Raw genomic sequence first — 18,056 nt, 5'->3', positions numbered from 1 at the left:
GACGCGCGCCGGCCCCGGCACGAGGCGTGCCGGGGCGGGGCTTCACGACAGGGTGGAGCAGGGCGCTCCGTGCGCTCCTACTTCTCCAGGCAGAACTCGTTGATCGGGTAGCCGACATGACGGTCGGCCGTCGGCAGGTGACCCAGGATGCGGTCGCCCGGCTTGAGTTCGGTGCTGTTGAGCACCGAGGCGCCGGGGCCGAGGACCCGGACGTGCCAGTCGTCCTGGAGGATCAGGTTGACCGTCTGGCCGCTGGGCGCGACCGCGTCGATGGAGATGAGCGGACGCGTCTCGATCTTCACCCGGCCGACGCTGACGGGCCGCGTACGGCCGTCGACGTCGACCGCCAGGACGGAACTGCCGGCGTGCAGCTCGCTCAGGTAGTGGGTGCGGCCGTTCTGCCCCACGGTGTAGGAGTGCAGGGCACCCGCGTTGACGCGGAACGGACGGGTCGGCATGTACGGCAGCGGATGGGTCTCGCTGACGCACAGGACCATGCCCTTGGAGTGGGAGCCCACCAGGATGCCCTCGTCCTTGCGGAAGTGGGTCGTGGTGTCGACGCAGGCACGCTCGCCCATGCCGATGTGCGTGGTCGCCGTGACCTCCAGCTCGACCAGGGAGATCTCCCCGCCGTGCGCGGTCGCCGCGGTCCGCAGGGCCGTCGCGTCGCCGACCGTACGGCCCCGCATCAGGACACCGTCCGAGCCGTGCTCCAGGACGCCGTACAGGATCTCGGCCTCCTCGGTGTCGGCGGCCGTCGTCACGATGGAACCGGGCGCGCCCGAGGCGGCCGCGATGACGATCTCCAGCGGGATCTTCGTCGGGTCGCGGAAGTCGAGGACGCTCCACGCCTCGAGACGCGCCGCCAGGCAGGCGTCCTCCAGGGTGTCGGCGTCGACGATCTCCACGTACCGCCCGAACTGCACGTCCGGGTGGGCCGCTTCGAGCTCGGCCCGGCCGTCCTTCGGGCCGGGGACGATCACGACGTCGGCGTCGCCCAGGTCGGCGGGCACGGTGGCGGCGCCGTCCTCGAAGAGCAGGACCTTGCGGACGGTGGGCGGCAGACCGGCGAAGACGGCCGGGTCGGCGGCGACGATGCCGTCGATCTTCTGGTGCACGGCCTCCTCGAGGACGGCGGCGGTGGCGGCGCCGGCCTCACGGATGTCAAGCCAGCACAGTTTGGCGTCCGTCATGATGCGGACCTCCTGTCAGATGGTCGAGAGACGAGCCGTCGAGCGACGGGCCGTCGAGAGGGGTGTCTTCGTGGTGCGGGTCGTCGAGCGGTGTGCCGTCGAGGTGGTCGGGGGTGAGGCGTTCGCTGTGAAGCCGCTCCCGGCCGCCCGACTCGCTGAACGGGACGGTGGTGAAGTGCTGTTCGGGGAAGTGGTGCACGATCCTGGCGACCTTGGCCGCCAGCGCGCGCGGGTCCTTGGCCTGGAAGATGTTGCGGCCCATGGCCACCCCGCCCGCCCCTCCGGCGATGGCGTCCCTGACGTACGCCAGGACGTCCTCCTCCTTCTCCAGGGCGGGTCCGCCGGCGACGAGCACCGGCACCGGGCAGGCCGCGGTCAGGTCGAGCATCTCCGCGGTGGATCCGAGGAAGACGGTCTTGACCAGGTCCGCGCCCAGGTCCGCGGCGATCGTCACGGCGTGCGCGACGACCGCCGGGTCCCGGGGGTCGCTGATCCGCGGCCCGCGCGGGTACACCATCGCGAGCAGCGGCAGGTTCCAGCGGTCGCAGGCGTCGGCGATCCGGCCGAGGTCGCCGATCTGCTGCCGCTCGTCGTCGGAGCCGAGGTTGACGTGGACGCTGACCGCGTCCGCGCCGAGGCGCAGGGCCTCCTCGACGCCGGCGACGACGTACTTGGCGTTGGGGTCGAGCGCCTGGCTGGTGCTCGCGTTGAGGTGGATGATCAGCGACATCGCGGCGAACCGCTCCGGGCTGATGTGCCGGACGCTGCCCTTGTGCACGACGACGGCGTCGGCGCCGCCGGCCGCGATCCGGGCGGCGAGCTGGTCGAGCGTGGTGCCCTTCGGCACCACGGGACCGTCGTGGATCGAATGGTCGAGAGGGGTGATCATCAGGCCGGCCGTGCTGTGGCGGTAGAGCCGCCGTAGCCGCAGCGACCGGGCGAAGTGGCCGAAACCGGTCATGGAACGCCCTTTCTGGTTCGCGAGGAGGCGTGATCGGGCTGGTGACCCGCGCCGCTCACGCGGACGGGGTCGTCCCGCGCGGTGGCTCCGCGCGGGGAGCTGAGGGCCGGCCCGCCGACGCGCGGGGCGCCTGCGCCGCGGAGGGCGGTGGCGGTCGGGGCGCCCGTGCCCGTGGCCGCCGGAGCGCCCGTGACCGTGGCGTGCGGGGCACCCGTGACCGTGGCGTGCGGGGCGCCTCCCGCGGTGGCGTGGGCGGCGGACGCGGCGGGGTCCGGTGGCGAGACGGAGCGCAGATAGGCGCGGTCCGGTTTGCCCGAGGGCGTGAGCGGCAGCCGCGGCCAGACCGAGACGCGGACCGGAGTGTGCTCCGGAGTCAGCGCCGCGGCCACGTATCCCCGCAGGTCGCAGGAGGTCTGCCCGGCTCCCGAGTACAGCTCGACGGCCGCGTGCACCTGCTCCACCCAGTCGCGGTCCCGCACTCCGAACACCGTGGCCTGGCGCACCTGCGGATGGCGCATCAGCGCCGCCTCGATGGCCGCCGGGTCCAGCTTGAGCCCGCCGTGCTTGATCACGTCGCCCACCCGGCCGTCGAGCCGGAGGTAGCCGTACCGGTCCCAGTGCCCCAGGTCGCCGGTGCACAGCCAGCCGTCGCGGAAGACGGTCCCGGTGCGTTCCTCGTCGCCGAGGTAGCCGGCCGTGACCGTCGGCGAGCTGATCCAGATCTCGCCCGACACCCCCCGCTCCACCTGGGGGCCGCCGCCGGGGCCGCGGATCTCCACCCGCACCCAGGGGAACGGACGGCCCGCCGAGCCGAGCAGCTCCGGCTCGCGGTGGTCCAGCGGGTTGAGGCTGCTGATGCCGCCCGCCTCCGTCGTCCCGTACACCTGGATGAGCACGTCGCCGAAGAGCTCGACGGCCCGTGCCACCCGCGCCGGCGCCGCCGGGGTGCCGCTGTAGGTGATGCGGCGCAGTGACGACAGATCGGTGAGCGGGGCGGCCGGATGGTCCAGGAGCCGGTAGAGGTGCGGGACGGCGAGGTAGACGTCGGTGACCCCGTGCCGCTCGAAGGCGTCCAGGGCGTCACCCGCGTCGAACTCGTCGTGCAGCACGACCCGTCCGCCGCTCGCGAGCACCGCGTCGGCCATCGGCGCGGTGGTGTGGCTGATCGGTGTGACGGACAGCAGCGTCGCGGGTCCCCGGGGATCGAGGCCATGTGCGAGACGGCTGACGAGCTCCTCACGTGTGTCGTACCGCTGGGCGACCATCTTCGGCCGGCCGGTGCTCCCGCTGGTGAACTCGACGGTCGCGAGGTCGTCCGGGCGCGGCTCGGGGAGTCGCGCCGGCAGCGGTTCGGTGGATCCGGCCGCCGCCCCCCAGGGGACGGTCAGCGCGGTCACGGCCGGGACGCGGCGGGTGAGCCAGTCGCCGCGTTCGGCGCTCTCGTCGTCGACGAGCAGCACCGACACCCGGAGGTCCTCCAGGAGCTGGGCCTGGGTGGCGACCGAGAAGGTCTCCGTGTCGGTACGCGGATTCATCGACCGTACGTACACGGAGGTGGCGCCCAGGAGATGGACGGCGTACCGGGCGCCGAGCATCAGCGGCCGGTTGGGGCCCGTCAGCACGGCGACGGTGTCACCGGGGCGGACGCCGCGGGAGTGCAGCAGGGCCGTGGTGGCCCGCACCGAGCCGGCGAGCCGGCCGGCGGTGACGGCCTCGTCGGCGCGGTGGATCACCACGCGCCCCGGGTCCTTTCCGAGAGCGTCGAGAATGCGGCGTACGTACATGGTTCCTCCTTTCCGGAACGAGGAGTTCAGAGGTGCGGAAGAAATTCAGGAGACGCGCATCTGCGCCATCATTCCCATGGCGCTGTGGTCGATCATGTGGCAGTGATAGGGAAAGACCCCGCGATGGGTGTCGAAGGTCAGCTGGAGTTTCGCGGTCTGCCCCGGGAAGAGGAGGACGGTGTCCTTGAGGCCGGCCTCCGCCGGATAGACCGGCATTCCGTCCCGTTCGAGAATCCGGAACTGCACCAGGTGGGTGTGGAAGTTGTGCGGGACGGTCGTGCTGGTGTTCTTGACCGTCCACACCTCGGTGGAGCCCCAGGCGATCTCGGTGTCGATCCGGTCGTGGTCGAAGGTCTTCTCGTTGATGTACGCGAGGTGGCCCGTGCCCGGCTCGTCCATCCGCAGTTCGAAGCTCCGCTCCACGGTCGGCGTGGGCAGCGGCGGCAGGGTGGCGAGGACGTCCGGCACCCGGCTGGTGTCGGTCACCTTCTCCTCGACGTCGAAGCGCATGATCTGCCCGACGAGCTCGGTCGGCCCGGGGCCCAGCATGTTCGCCAGGGTGACCTGGGTGCCCGGCGCGTACCGCGAGAAGTCGACGACGAAGTCGGCGCGCTCGCCGGGGGAGAGGACGATCACCGGCGAGGGCGCCGGCGCCGGCAGCAGCCCGCCGTCCGAGCCGACGTGGATGATGGGGCTGCCGTCGGAGAGCGCCATCACGAAGATGCGCAGGTTGCAGGAGTTGACCATCCGGAAGCGGTACTTGCGGGCCTTGACCTTCATGTACGGCCACGGGGCCCCGTTGACCAGGATGGTCGTGCGGTTGAGCGCGTCGTCCATCGTGTAGACCATCTGCCCCGCCGCGTCGAAGTGCGCGTCCCGGAGGATCAGCGGCACCTCGTACGGCCCCGAGGGCAGTCCGAGCGCGTCCTCGGCCTCGTCGCCGAGGAGGTAGAGCCCGGAAAGGCCCCGGTAGACGTGCTCGGACTCCATGTGGTGGGCGTGGTCGTGGGTCCACAGCGTGGCGCCGACCTGGCGGTTGGCGTACACGTAGGTCTTCGACCGGCCCGGCTGGATCAGGTCCATCATCCCGCCGTCCTGGTCCTGCGGGTTGTTCCCGCCGTGCAGGTGGACCGAGGTCGGCGCGGAGAGCGCGTTGATCTGCTTCACGACGGCCGTCCGCCCGCTGCGGGCCCGGATGGTGGGGCCGGGGAAGGTGCCGTTGTACGTCAGGACCTCGGTCCGCAGACCGGGCAGGATCTCGACCCGCGCCCTGCGCATGGTGACCGCGTAGTAGTCGGCCGACCGGGTCCGCCGGTAGGGGGCGAGGACCCGGGGCCGGGGCAGCGGGACGGTGAACGGGGTGACCGCGGGCGGGCCGGCGGGCGGCTCCGCGGCCACCGCCTGCGTACCGGAGGTGAGGCTCTGGAACACCCCGCCGGCCGCGCCGACAGCGCCGACGGCACCGGCGGTGAGTCCGAGTCGTATCGCGTTGCGGCGAGAGAACACAGCGGATTCCTAACGTGACGGTCTTCCGGGAACGGTGGTGAATTCGTTCTCCGAGCATGGGCGCGAAACGCCGGAACTCCGAGCGCGCTCGCCCCGGTTCTTGCATGTGTCACGCGATCGATGACCTCGGTCATTTCCGCCGGTCGGTACGGGAATCCGGCACTCCGGGATGACGAGAGTCACGGCCCGAAATGCGGTCCGTCACGCGACTGCCGGGAAATGTCACCGGATCCGGCGGCCGCGGATCAGGCGCGCGCTCCCCGCGCGAGAGTGGTGCCCGGCGTCTGCCCTGCGTACGGCGCCTTCCCGTCCGCCGGCCTCCGGGGCCGCACGGCCCCGGCGCCGGACCGTCATCCTCGCGCCCACGGAGGCACCGTGCAGACCACGCAGACACCCGCGGACACCGGCCCGCGTCCCCTCGAACCCGCCCTCGCCGTCCCGGCGTTCACCGGAGGGGTGCGCGTCCTCTTCGCCCCGGAGGAGGGCGACGTCGCCACGCTCGCCGGGCCCGCCACCTCACTCGCCCTCCGCCCCGTCCGGGACGGCGTCCGGACCGCCCTGGAGCGGCTCGCCGAAGGGCCCCTGCCCGTCGAGGAGTTGTACGAGGGGCTCCGCCCCGCCGAGCGCGTCGGGTTCGAGCGGGTCCTCGACCGCGCCCGGCACCTGGTGGCCCACGCCGTCCTGACCCGCGGCGGGAACCGCGAGCTGCTCCGGCTGGAGCCGGTGGCGCGCGACGCCGCCCATGCGCCGGTCCCCGTCCCCGCCGACGCGACCGTACGGCTCTCCCGCTTCGCCTTCTGCCGCAGCCGTGAAGGCGCCCTCGTCCTGGAGTCGCCGCTGGTCAAGTTCCGGGCGGTGCTCACCGACCCCGCCGCCCGGACCCTGGCCGCCGCGCTCGGCGAGCCCGGCACCCCCGCCCGCCTCGGTGCGCACGCCGGTCTCGACGAGGCGGGCACCGCCGATGTCCTCGGCCACCTCGTGGGCGCCGGATTCGCCGAACTCGCCGACGAGGACGGGGTCTTCGCCTCGGACGGCGAGCCCGTCCTGCGGCAGTGGGACTTCCACGACCTCCTCTTCCACTCGCGCATCCGCTCCGGCCGGTACGACGACGTGTTCGGCGCCGTCTACCCCCACCGGGGAGCCATCGAGCCCCGGCCGGCCGTACGCCCCGTCCCCGAGGGCCCCGCCGTGGCCCTCCACCGGCCGACCCGTGAGGAGATCGCCGCGCACGACCCGTCCCTCACCACGGCGATCGAGACCCGGCGGTCCATCCGGGGCTACGGCGACCAGGAGATGACCGCCCGCCAGCTCGGCGAGTTCCTCTACCGCGTCGCCCGCGTCCGCGCCCACTACACGCCGGAGCCCGGCAGCGACCGCGACGAGGTCGTCTCCCGCCCCTACCCGAGCGGCGGCCAAGGGTACGAGCTGGAGCTGTACGTCACCGTGCGGCGCTGCGAGGGCCTGGCACCCGGCATCTACTACTACGACCCCGTCGGCCACCGGCTCGTCCTGCGCAACGAGGAGGAGGCCGACCGCGAGTCCCTCTTCCACGTGGCCTCCCGGGCCACCGGCATGGAGGCGCGTCCCGACGTCCTCGTCACCGTCACGGCCCGCTTCCAGCGCATGTCGTGGAAGTACCGGGCCATCGCCTACGCGACCACGCTCCGGCACACGGGCGTGCTCTACCAGACGATGTACCTGGTGGCGACGGCCCTCGGTCTCGCCCCCTGCGCGCTGGGCAACGGTGACGCCGACATGTCCGCGCGGGTGCTCGGCCTGGACTACCTCCAGGAGTCCTCGGTGGGCGACTTCCTGCTCGGCAGCCGGCGTCCGGACGACTCCGTCGCAGGTGAGCCGGGGGAAGGGTGGCGGATGCTCAACAGCCCCGAGTGGTCCCTTCCCGAGAACCCCTGAGCCCTTCCGGCGTGACGCCGGTTATTCCGGGCGTGATAAACGTCAGGCAGAGCTCGGAAAGGCTGGTGCGGGGGATGGTCGGTCAGCATTATTGGTGTTGCAGCCGAACGGTTGCCGAGAAGAATTCGGAAAGGAATTCAGAATGAGCATCGACGACATCAAGCAGGGCCAGGACGCGGACAAGGCGTTCGAGAACTTCGACGTCGACGAGCTGGAGACCCTCGAGGTCGCCCAGGGCGTGGCCCTCCCGGAGATGGGTGCCTCCAGCGGCTCGATCGGCACCTCGTCCTCCAGCTCCTCCACCTGCTCCGCCTGCTGAACCTCCCCCAACCGAAACGCTGAAAGGAAACACACCATGAGCATCGACGACATCAAGAACGGCGACGACGCGGCCTTCGACAACTTCGACGTCGCGGAGCTGGAGACCCTCGAGGTCGCCCAGGGCGTGGCCCTCCCGGAGATGGGTGCCTCCAGCGGCTCGATCGGCACCTCGTCGTCGTCCTCCTCCACCTGCTCGGCCTGCTGACCGGGTAACCGAGGCTGAACGCACGACGCACGAAGGATGCGACCGCCCGGCTCCGGCCGGGTGGCGCATCCTCGCGTGCGTTTCGGTGTCTTCGGGGGGTGCGGGCCGTCAGCCGCGCAGGGCCACGTGGAAGGACGAGGCCCACAGCACGAGGGCCGCGCCCAAGCCCACCACGGTGCGGATCGTCTCCGCGGTGGTGCCGGCCGCCAGGACGACGAGCCCCACCAGCGCGACCGCCGTCAGGAAGATCGCGGTCCACTTGTACTGCCCCTGGTCGAAGAGGCGGGCGAGCGGGAAGAAGTGCAGGCCCACGACCAGGCAGATCCCGACCGGGATGAACTCGGGGTGACCCGAGGCGTTCGACGCGGCGATCACCGCGAAGATCGCCACCAGCTCGGCCATGTTGACCAGGCCGACCCCCCGGTTCCACTTCTCCGGCAGGCGGACCAGACGGGTCACCGGACCCGCGGTGCCCCGGAAGGCGAACACCACCGCGCCGGCGGTCACGACGGCGGCGACGACGCCGACCGCGACGGACACGGGCACCGCCGCTATCCCCGAACCGCCCGCGAAGGCCCATACGAGGGCGAAGACGGCGAGGACGATCGCGCCGCGACGGCGCAGATTACGCGTGAGTGCCAGGCACTCGGCGTCGGTGGTTTCCGTAGTCATGGCGCGGACCCTACAACGACGCTCCGCGATGATCCGACCGCGTTGTCTATTTTCAGCCAGTCCGACTCGGACCCGTCTCGAACGGAGCCGTGGCCCGAGCGTCACGGAAAGGGTGACACATGTCAGCCCGGATCCCTTTCCCCTATCGCCCCGCATTTCCTCGGCACATGATTGCGGCCGGAAGTGAAAGAAAGTCCAGGACGTTGTTCTCGAATTCTCGGAAGGTGCGAAAGCATGGGGGTTGATGCGCTGGAGCGCACTGCCGTGAAGCCGGATTCCGACGGCCTGACGGGAGTGCGGCTGCACACACGGATGCCGGTCACACCGGCCTGGCTCGCCCGGTACGTCGTACCGGTCGCCCGCGCGCTGAACGAGGCGGGCGCTCCCGCCGTCCAGCTGCGCCGCGGGTGGCTCCACGGGCCGCACGTCGACATCCTCGCCCGCGACGCCACCGGCGTCCCGGGCGGCGGCCCCGACTGGGACGGCGTCGCCCGGGCCCTGGACGCCGGCCCGCTCGACCCGCCCCGGGCCCTCACCGAGGAGACCTACCTCGACCAGGCCCGCGAGTTCGGCCGCCTGGAGGCCGTCCAGCCGCCCTACCTGCCGCTGCGCGAGCACGGCGCCGTCGAGCGGATCGCGCCAGGCGGCCGGGACGGCGGACAGACCGGCGGGCCCTCCGCGGCCGCCGCCCGCGACCCGCGCCTCGACCGCTTCCGCACCGTCGTGCACGGGGCCCTGACCCCCGCGCTCCTGCGGACGATCGACGACCTCGCCGGCGAGCCCGGCTCCGGCACGCTCCGGCTCGCCGAGGCCTTCGTCGCGCTCGCCGACACCCACACCCTCGGCCTCGGATACGGGGTCTTCTCGCCCCGTTCCCACGTCGAGGCCTTCCTCGCCTGGGCCGCGCCCACCAAGGACGTACGCCCCGTCTTCCAGCAGCGCCTCGCCAAGGACGCGCCCGTGCTCCGCCGGGTCGTCGAGCAGCGGCTGAACGGCGAGGTCTCCGCCACCGCCGCCGCCTGGCGCACCGGACTCGCCTACGGCGCCGGGGCGCTGGAGAGCGCGGTCGCCGCCGGCACCCTCACGCTCGACCTGCTCGACGGTGCCACCGCCGGGCTCGACCGCTCCGAGATGGGGCCGCCCGGGGCCACCACCGTCGTCCCGCAGGGCGAGCAGCCCGACAGCGACTTCCACCGGACCGTCGGCGAGGCCGGCGTGACCTCGGCCCCGTCCCCGTGGTTCGCCTCCTTCCGGCTCCTCACGAACCTCTTCTACGAGCAGCTGCCGCTGCTCACCGTCTCCCCGATGCAGCGCTACTACACCTGCTTCGCCGTCGCCGAGACGGTCGACGAGGTCCTCGGCGTCTCCTGGCGCGCACGCCTCGCCGCGAACACCCCTGCCGGGAACCCGAGTTCCGCCACCCCCGCCCCGAGCGCCGCTCCGGGCACCGCCCCTGAGGGAGCCCTCCGATGACCGCCCCCGTGATCGGCATCCCCACGGACCCGCGCGGGGACGCGCCGCCCGAGCCGGCGACCGTACCGACGCCCGGCCAGAACACCGTGCCGACGACCGCGCCCGCGGACGCACCGACGAGCGCGCACGCGGACGCACCGACGAGCGCGCCCGCGGCGCCCGCCCCCGAGCCCCTCTGGTTCCTGCGGGTGAACCCGCTGCGCCGGGCCCGGCTCGCCGACGCCGAACTGCGCCGTCTGCTCGTCCTCGTCACCGCCGCCGAGCAGACCCTCGCCGAGGCCTCCGCCGCCGCGTCCGACGAGCTGTACGAGCGGATCGGCGCCGCGACCGACGACGCCGAACGGCGCGAACTGATCGCCCTGCGCCGCGCCGTGAACAGCGGCAAGGCCCCGAAGAAGGCGCCGGAGCCCGCCACCCCCGCGATCGACGCCTGGCGCGAAGCCCGCGAGGAGCGCGAGCGGATCCGCGAGGAGCTCGTCGCCGGCTACCCCGACGCCGCCGAGCGCGAGCGCGGAGTCCTCGCCGGACTCCTCGGCGACGCCGACCTGTTGCGCTCCCTCGCCCTCGTCGCCCCCGAGGTCCACCAGGAGGCCGAGCGCTACCGCGCCGCCGTCCGGGCCCCCGGCAAGGTCCCCTCCAAGTCCCGCAAGTCCGAGCGCGGCCTCATCCAGTACGTCACCCGCGCCATGGTCCGTACGAGCCCGCTCGCCCGGTTCACGGCCGTCGGCATCGCCGAGCCCGAACCGGCCGCCCCCGGACCCGACGAGGCGGGCTTCGGCGGCGCGACCGCCTTCCCCGGCCTCGACCGCGTGATGCTCAACTACGTGCTCGGCGGGCTGCCCGACCCCGCCGACCGGGCCATCGAGGACATGTGGATCGGCCTGCCGCCGACCTCCGCGCCCGACCCGGCGGCCGGGAAGCTGTTCTTCCTCAAGCCCGCCCCCGAGGGGATGCGCCGCGCCGCCGTCTCCCTCGACGGCCCCGCCGGAGACCTCCTCGACGCGGTCTCCATGGGCCCCCGCCCCTTCCCGTCCGTCGTCGCCCATGTCGCCGCACGCTCCGGCATCGCCGCCGAGGACGCCGACCAGAAGGTCCGCGGCGCCGTCGCACAGGGCCTCCTCTGCACCTTCCACGAGGCCGAGGACGGCTCCACCGACTACGACGTCCTGCTCACCCCCGACGACCCCCGCCCGGTGACGAAGCGGCTCACCGACCGCGTCAGGGCGGGCCTGCCCGCCTTCACCGCCGCGCCCGCCGCCGAACGCGGCGACGCGCTCGCCGAGCTGCGCGGCGCCCTCGGCGAACTCAGCCACGCCGCCGGCCGCCCCGCCCACGTCACGGTCGAGGAGGACTACGTGATGCCGCCGCTCAAGGTGGCCACGGAACCCTGGAAGGAGTCGCTGAAGGACCTCGGCCCGGCCGTCGAACTCCTCACCGTCTTCGACTGGCTCCACGACGTGCGCGTCCTCATGACCGCCGCGTTCGTCGAGCGCTTCGGCCCCGGGGCGAACGTCCCGCTCGCCGCCAACGCCCCCTTCGTCGTCGGCGAGGTCTCGCGCCGCGCCGCCGCCATGGCCGCCGTGTACGGCCCCGACGGCCCCGGCGACCCGACCGCCCTCAAGGGCATCGGCCCCGCCGACGGCTCACTCGAGCGCATCTACGAGCTGCGCCGCGAGGTCACCGAGACGCTCCACGCCCTCATCGGCCAGGCCGTCGAGCGCGGCGACGACACCCTCCGCATCAGCCCGGAGCAGGTCGCGGGCCTCACCGGCGACCTGCCGGAACGCTTCCGCCGCGACCCGCTGATCTACGGCATCCTGCTCCAGCGCGGCGACGGCCACCTCGTCCTCAACGACGGACTGCCGGGCCACGGCATGCTCTACGCCCGCTTCCTGGAGGCCGACCGGCGCCTCGGCGGCCGCGCGCTGCCCCGCCTCGCCGACCACGTGCGCCGGGTCTACGGTTACGACGGCGCCCGCGTCACCGAGGACCTGGGCCTGCACCGCCTCAACGTCAACGCCCACACACCGATCCTGCCCGGCGGCCTCACCCCCGACGACTGGTTCGGACTGCGGCTCGCCCACGACCCCGAGACCGACTCCCTGCGCGTCGAGGACGCCGAAGGCGCCCCGCTGCGGGTCCTGCCGCTCGGCACCGGCCACCCCGGCCTCTTCCCGCCGCCGCTCTCCGTCGCCTCCGGCCTCGCCATCAGCGGCCGCCTCTTCAACGCCCTCCCCAACAGCTGGCACGCCGCCACCCCCTGGGACCGTTCGACGACCCGCGTCGCGCCCCGGATGGCCGTCGGCGACGTCCTCATCGGCCGCCGCCGCTGGTACGGCGGAGAGGAACTGGGCACCGCCCTGGCCGCCGGGCCCGAGGAGCACGAACGGCTCCTCGCCCTCAACGCCTGGCGCGCCAAGTACGGCGTCCCCGAGGAGGTCGTCATCAAGACCGTCCCCGAGGACGAGGGCCCGCTCTCCGTCGGCGCCCCCGACATCCAGTCCAAGCGCCTCCAGCAGAAGCCCCAGTACGTGGACCTCAGCAGCGCGCTCGGCGCGCGCGTCCTGCCCCGGATGCTGGAGCGCCGCGGCGCCGACACCGGCGGCAGCTACCTGGAGGAGGCGCTGCCCGGCGTCGTCGACGGCACCCACGCCACCGAGTGGGTCGTCGAGGTCGGCAGGACCGCCGGCGGCCGCTTCACCTACCACCCGACGACCGAGGCGGAGGAGCGATGACGAAGCCCGGAGCGGCGCTCAGGACGCGCCCCGACCTGCACTACGCACCCGTCCCCGGCGGGGTCTACTTCAGCGGCGCCCGCGCCCAGTTCGTGCTGCGCGGCTCCGAGGTCCTGCACGCCGTCGCCCAGGGCTGCGTGCCGCTCCTGGAGGACGGCACCGACGAGGACGCGCTCGTCGCCGAGATCGGCACCGAACGCGCCCGCCCCGCCGTCCGTCTCCTCGTCGACAAGCTCCGCGAGAACGGACTGCTCCTCGACCCCGCCGCGCACACCGCGCCCGAACCGCCCGCCGGCGTACGGCAGCGGCACGCCGAGTCCCTCGCCCGCCTCGAAGGCCTCCTCGGCGACCCGTACGGGGCCTTCGCCCGGCTCCGCGCCGCGACGGTCCTGGTCACCGGCCCGGCGACCGCGACAGGACCGGCCGTGCGCGGTCTGCGCCGGGCGGGGGTCGGCACCGTCCTCACCGGCACCGATGAGGCGGCCGCCGCCCCGGACGCGGTCCTCGACATCCGCGAGGACGACGGCGGTCGGGCACCGTCCGCCGACGCGCCCCTCGTCGTCCCCGTCCTCCTCGGCGGCACCGGCGTCACTCTCGTCGGCCCCGCCCTCACCGGCCCCGGACACCCGGCCGTCCGCGCCGCGTTCCACGACCGGGCCCGCGCCTGGGCCGCAGCCGAGTCCACCGCGCCCGCGCCCCGCCCCGTGGCGGACGCGCTCGCCGGCGCCCTCGGGGCGCAGCTCCTCATCGACACCCTCACCGGTACGTCGGACACGGGCGAGGCCCATGTCGTGCACGGGACGGACCTGGTCTCCGACCGGGTCACCGTCGGGGGAGCCCACCAGGCGGCCGCGACCGGCCGACCGGGCTCCCTCACCGAGGGCCCGTTCACCCTCGGCACCGCCCCCGCCGACCCCCGGCCCGAACCGGACGAGGCACGCGAGACGGCGACCCCGCTCGCCGCGCGCTGGACCGGACCGCTCGCCCTCACCGAGGGCGCCGACCTGCCCCAGATGCCGCTCGCCCTGCGCGCCGCCGAGCTCCGCGCCGACGGCCGCCCCCCGACCACGGTCCTCGCCTGGGCCGCCCATCAGGAGACCGCCACCGTGGCGGCCACCCTGCAGGCCCTGCGGGCCCTCATCCCCGGGGCTCCCACCCCGGCGGCCGGCCCGCACGCCCACATCCCCGGGGCTCCCACCCCGGCGGCCGGGCTCACCAGGGAACACTGGCTCCTCGACGGCGCGCTGCGCCTGCTCGCCGGGGAGACGGCACCCCTTCCGGCGAAGACCGCCACCCCGCACGTGCCGCCCGCGGCCCTCCCGGCGGGCGCTCCCGCCGCGGCCGCGGGCGGCGTGGCGTGCGAGGGTCTCGACGCGGAGGGCCTGCGGATCCTCGCCGGACTCCGCGCCCTCCTGCCGCACGAACCCGCGCTACGGCTGCACGGCGTGCCCGGCCTCGACTGGCGGCTCGCCGAGGTGACCGCCGACGGCGTCACCCTCGGCCGCGCCTGGGGCGCCGACGCGGCCGAGGCCGCCCGGAACGCCCTGTGCACCGCGCTCGCCCGCACCCAGACCGCGGACGGCCCCGGCACCGTCGACCCGCTCTCCACCGACGCCCTGCTCTTCGCCGACCGCGCCGCCCTGGACGCCCTCCGCGCCCGACTGGCCGCCCGTACCGCCACCACGTACCGGGGCGAGGCCCTCCGCCACGACCCCGTGCTCGGCGAGCTTCCCCTCTGGTACGGCCCCGTGGAGGCCCACGATGCCCACTGACACGCTCACCCCCGTCCCCGCCCCGGCCCTCGCCCGGGGCCCCGGGCTCGACGCCCACCCCGCCGACGAGGCCTGGCGCGCCGCGCTCGACGTCCTCGCGGACCTCCTCCCCGGGGGAACCGTCGCGGTCGACCGCGGCTGGCACCTCGAGTGGGAGCGGGCGCGGTTCGACGAGGCCGTCGCCGCCGGCCGGGCCCACCTCTCCGTACGCCTCCTGGGCGACGAGGTCCTCGTGGGGCCGCTCTGGCGGCCCGGCACCGACGCCGGCTGCGCCGGCTGCGCCGAGGTCCGCGACCGCACCGTCCCCGACCACCCCCTCGTCGGCGACCTGCGGCACGCGACCACCGCCCCCGGGCCGGGCGCGCCGCTCCTCCCCGAACTGCTCCGGGCGACCCTGGAGCACCTGGTGAGGCGGCCGCTCGGGCCCGGCGAACTCTTCTCCGTCTCGCCGCGCGGACTGCGCCGGCACCGGATCGCCCGCAGCTTCCACTGCCCGCTCTGCGGACCGGCGTACGAACGGCTCGACGGTACGGAGGCCCCGGCGCCGCTCACCCCGGCCGACCGGCCCGCGTTCCCGGACGACTGCACCCGCACCGCCGCCAGCCGGCTCGTCGAGCGCGGGGTGCTCCAGGACCGCCTGGTCGACGACCGCTTCGGTCCCGTCCGCGCGCTCCTGCGGGAGTCCCGCGCCCCGTTCGCGATGAGCATGGCCGTGGTCCCGGACGCCCCGGCGATGGGCCACGGCCGTGCCCGGACCTTCGCCGAGACCGGACCCGTGGCGATCCTGGAGGCGTACGAGCGCCTCGCGGGCTTCCCGTACGACATCCCCGTCCTCACCCACCGTTCGTACGCCGAGGTCGCGGAGCACGCCGTCGACCCGGCCGGCCTCGGGCAGTACACGGCCGAGCAGCTCGCCCACCCGACCAGCAGGGCCACGCCGTTCGACGCCGACACCCCGATGGACTGGGTGTGGGGCCACGACCTCGACGACGGGCGCGCCCTGCTCGTCCCCGCCGACCACGCCTTCTACCAGTACGAGTACAACCACCGCCGCGACCGCAGGGCCGCCCGCGCCGCCGGGACGCCCGGCCGCAAGCACTACTTCTACGAGTCCTCCAGCGGCTGCGCCGTCGGCGCCAACCTCGAAGAGGCCGCCCTGCACTCGCTGTTCGAGCTGGCGGAGCGGGACGCGTTCCTGCTCTCCTGGCACCGGGCCGCCCCGCTGCCGACCATCCCGAACTCCTCCCTCACCGACCCCACCAGCCGCGCCATGATCGAGTTGATGGAGTCGCGCGGCTTCGACGTGCACCTGCTCGTCGCCACCCAGGACATCGGCCTCCCGGTCGTCTGGGTGCTCGCGGTGAACCGGCTCAACCCCTTCCCCGCCACCTTCTCCTCGGCCGGTTCCGGCGCCGACCCGCAGTCCGCGATCCGCGGCGCCCTGCGCGAGGTCGCCCAGCTCGTCACCAACCCGGTCGACTGGACCCGTGAGACCGTCGAGCCGATGGTCGAGGACCCGTGGCTGGTCCAGGAGCTGGAGGACCACGTCCGCTTCTCCTCGCTGCCCGAGACCGCCGCCCGCGCCACCGCGGCGCTCGGCGGCCCCCGGGTCACGCTCGACGAGGCCTTCCCCGACTGGCCGGGCCGGATGGAGCGCGGCTCCGGCGGGGACGTGCGCGGCGCCCTGGACTTCGTCCGCGGACTCTTCGCCGAGGCCGGGCTCGACCGGATCGTGCTCGTCGACCAGACCAGCCGCGAACACGCCGACGCGGGCATCCACGTGGCCCGCGCGGTCGTCCCCGGCATCGTCCCGATGTGCTTCGGCCACGCCCAGCAGCGGCTGGCCGGACTGCCCCGGCTCACCGCCGCCCTGCGCGGCACCGGGCAGGAGCACCGGGCGTTCCCCCTCGACCCCCACCCGTTCCCGTGACGGCCCCGACGGCCCCGCGCGCGACGGACGCCGGCGTCGGCACCGGGGCTCCGCCCCGGCGCGGCCCGGTCGACCTGCCCGGCCCCGAGGGCGACAACAGCATCGCCCGCGAGCCCCTCTGGTACGCGTACGGGGCCGGGGACGACGCACCGGAGGCGCCCCCGTGGACCTGGGTGCCGCAACCGCCGCCCGACACGCACGTACCGCCCCCGCCGCCGCGCGGGGGCGGCCCGCGCCGGGCCCTGCCGCTCGGCACCCACGACCGGCTCGCGGCGCTGCCCTACCCGGCGCCGCCACCCGGAGCCGGTCGGGGCGGGGGCGCGGCCGAACCGGTCGGGGACCGGCTCGGCCGCGCTCTCGTCACCGCCTTCGGACCGCAGCGCAGGGAGCCCGAGAACCCCTACAACGACCACCGGCCGTACGCCTCGCCGCGCTGCCTGTTCCCCGTCCACGCCTTCGTGGACGGGGGCGCGGGCATGCCGTGGCGCCTGCTCGAACCGGACCGGCACGCCCTCACCGGCGCCCCGGCGGCCCCTGCCGGGAACGTCGTGCTCACCGGTCGGTACACGACCGTGCCGCCCGCCTACCAGTGGTTCCGCGGCTCGCTCATCGCCATCGAACTCGGCTTCGTACTGAGGGCGTTGAGCCTCGGCCTCGAACTGTTCGACGTGCCCGCGCGGCTCCGGCTCCCGGGCCCCGGCGCCCACGGGCTGCTGCCCGCCCTGGGCCTGGACGACGCCTGGGCGTGGTCCCTGCCGTTCGTCGTGGAGCTCGCGGACGGCGGGGAGCCGGCGGACGGCCGGGGAGCGCCGGCCCGGGGGACGGACTCCGTTCCCGGGCCGCCGGCCCACCTCGCCCGCACCGACCCCGCCCTCGCCGAGCTGATCCGCGTCAACCGGGAGCAGACCTACGGCGGCGCCCCCGCCCCGCTCACCACCGCCGTCCCCGCGGGCCTCGGCCCCTCGGCGACCGTGCCGGACTGGGCGGAACTGCTGTGGCGGCGCCACTCCGGCCGCATGCCGCGCGCCCTGCACGGCATGAGCGGCCGGCGCGGGACCGTGCCCGCCGAGGCGCTCGACAGTGCGGCCCGCTGGCTCTCCGTACCACCGCCCGGCCCCGAACTCGCCACCGCCTTCGAGGCGTTGACCGTCACCGCCGTCGTCAAGGGCGTCGCAGGACAGACCGACGGCGTCCACCGGCTCCGGGACGGCACCACGCGTCTCCTGCGCGCCGACGCGACCGCGCCCGAACGCCTGGAGGAGCAGTACGGCTACGGCGTCTCGCCCGTCAACGGCTGCGGCATCCGCCACGCGCCGCTCACCGTGTTCCTGTCCGTACGGACCCGGGAGCTCTTCGAGCGCCTCGGGACCGCCGGCTGGGGCGCCGTCCAGCACGCCGCCGGCTGGGCCGCGCACGGGCTCTGCCTGTCCGCCGCCGCCTCCGGCCTCTTCGCCCGTCCCGTGCGGGCCTTCAAGGAGATTCCCACCCAGCGCGTCCTCGGCCTGGACCCCGACGAGATGATCGTCCTGTCCGTGGTCGTGGGAGTGCCGCAGGACACCGGCGGCGCGCTGCTCGACCTCAGACTCTGAA

General features: G+C 74.4%; 13 protein-coding genes. 8 read left to right on the top strand and 5 right to left on the bottom strand.

From position 1 onward, the window contains the following. Window positions 1-77 precede the first annotated feature (77 nt). The 4 genes from ACFQ79_RS12315 to ACFQ79_RS12300 are packed head-to-tail and all read right to left on the bottom strand — an operon-like array spanning window position 78 to window position 5,444. Window positions 78-1,193 (bottom strand): 3-dehydroquinate synthase II family protein, encoded by a 1,116-nt coding sequence (locus tag ACFQ79_RS12315; RefSeq protein WP_073912607.1) that lies wholly within the window; start codon window positions 1,191-1,193, stop codon window positions 78-80. Beyond that, a complete protein-coding gene (locus ACFQ79_RS12310; RefSeq protein WP_383581937.1) occupies window positions 1,165-2,154 on the bottom strand; it encodes a 2-amino-3,7-dideoxy-D-threo-hept-6-ulosonate synthase in 990 nt (329 codons plus the stop codon). The genes ACFQ79_RS12315 and ACFQ79_RS12310 overlap by 29 nt, the downstream gene beginning before the upstream one ends. Next, window positions 2,151-3,938 carry a class I adenylate-forming enzyme family protein gene (locus ACFQ79_RS12305; protein ID WP_383581935.1) on the bottom strand — a complete coding sequence of 596 codons (1,788 nt, stop codon included), beginning with the start codon at window positions 3,936-3,938 and terminating at the stop codon, window positions 2,151-2,153. Before ACFQ79_RS12305 ends, ACFQ79_RS12310 begins: the two co-directional genes overlap by 4 nt. 45 nt (window positions 3,939-3,983) lie before the next feature. Beyond that, window positions 3,984-5,444: a multicopper oxidase family protein gene (locus tag ACFQ79_RS12300; protein ID WP_383581932.1), complete on the bottom strand. Its 1,461-nt coding sequence runs from the start codon at window positions 5,442-5,444 to the stop codon at window positions 3,984-3,986. A 375-nt stretch (window positions 5,445-5,819) separates the two neighbouring features. Between ACFQ79_RS12300 and ACFQ79_RS12295 the strand changes: the two genes are divergently transcribed. The 3 genes from ACFQ79_RS12295 (at window position 5,820) to ACFQ79_RS12285 (ending at window position 7,884) form a co-directional block, all read left to right on the top strand. Further along, window positions 5,820-7,358: a SagB family peptide dehydrogenase gene (locus tag ACFQ79_RS12295; protein WP_383581930.1), complete on the top strand. Its 1,539-nt coding sequence runs from the start codon at window positions 5,820-5,822 to the stop codon at window positions 7,356-7,358. Between the two features lie 142 nt (window positions 7,359-7,500). Continuing rightward, the gene (locus ACFQ79_RS12290) at window positions 7,501-7,677 is read left to right on the top strand and encodes a thiazolylpeptide-type bacteriocin (protein ID WP_073912617.1); all 177 of its coding nucleotides are present in this window, start codon (window positions 7,501-7,503) and stop codon (window positions 7,675-7,677) included. A gap of 36 nt (window positions 7,678-7,713) precedes the next feature. Further along, window positions 7,714-7,884 carry a thiazolylpeptide-type bacteriocin gene (locus ACFQ79_RS12285; protein ID WP_015036315.1) on the top strand — a complete coding sequence of 57 codons (171 nt, stop codon included), beginning with the start codon at window positions 7,714-7,716 and terminating at the stop codon, window positions 7,882-7,884. Between the two features lie 108 nt (window positions 7,885-7,992). Here the strand turns inward: ACFQ79_RS12285 and ACFQ79_RS12280 are convergent, their stop codons facing one another. Beyond that, complete coding sequence (locus ACFQ79_RS12280; RefSeq protein ID WP_383581927.1) at window positions 7,993-8,556, bottom strand: DUF7010 family protein; 564 nt, start codon at window positions 8,554-8,556, stop codon at window positions 7,993-7,995. 234 nt (window positions 8,557-8,790) lie between these two features. On the opposite strand from ACFQ79_RS12280, the gene ACFQ79_RS12275 reads away from it, so the two are divergent. From ACFQ79_RS12275 to ACFQ79_RS12255, 5 genes are read left to right on the top strand one after another with little or no spacing between them, the layout of a single operon-like run. Continuing rightward, entirely contained in the window at window positions 8,791-10,029 is a 1,239-nt protein-coding gene (locus ACFQ79_RS12275) for a hypothetical protein (RefSeq protein WP_383581924.1), read from the top strand. After that, window positions 10,026-12,764: a hypothetical protein gene (locus ACFQ79_RS12270; protein ID WP_383581922.1), complete on the top strand. Its 2,739-nt coding sequence runs from the start codon at window positions 10,026-10,028 to the stop codon at window positions 12,762-12,764. The genes ACFQ79_RS12275 and ACFQ79_RS12270 overlap by 4 nt, the downstream gene beginning before the upstream one ends. Next, a complete protein-coding gene (locus ACFQ79_RS12265) occupies window positions 12,761-14,536 on the top strand; it encodes a hypothetical protein (protein ID WP_383581919.1) in 1,776 nt (591 codons plus the stop codon). Before ACFQ79_RS12270 ends, ACFQ79_RS12265 begins: the two co-directional genes overlap by 4 nt. After that, a complete protein-coding gene (locus ACFQ79_RS12260; protein ID WP_383581916.1) occupies window positions 14,526-16,466 on the top strand; it encodes a TOMM precursor leader peptide-binding protein in 1,941 nt (646 codons plus the stop codon). Before ACFQ79_RS12265 ends, ACFQ79_RS12260 begins: the two co-directional genes overlap by 11 nt. Further along, entirely contained in the window at window positions 16,463-18,055 is a 1,593-nt protein-coding gene (locus tag ACFQ79_RS12255) for a hypothetical protein (RefSeq protein WP_383581914.1), read from the top strand. The genes ACFQ79_RS12260 and ACFQ79_RS12255 overlap by 4 nt, the downstream gene beginning before the upstream one ends. Window position 18,056 lies beyond the last annotated feature (1 nt).

The sequence above is a fragment of the Streptomyces sp. NPDC056480 genome, assembly GCF_042795405.1.
Lineage (GTDB): Bacteria > Actinomycetota > Actinomycetes > Streptomycetales > Streptomycetaceae > Streptomyces.
This window is presented reverse-complemented; position numbering and strand designations above follow the sequence as displayed.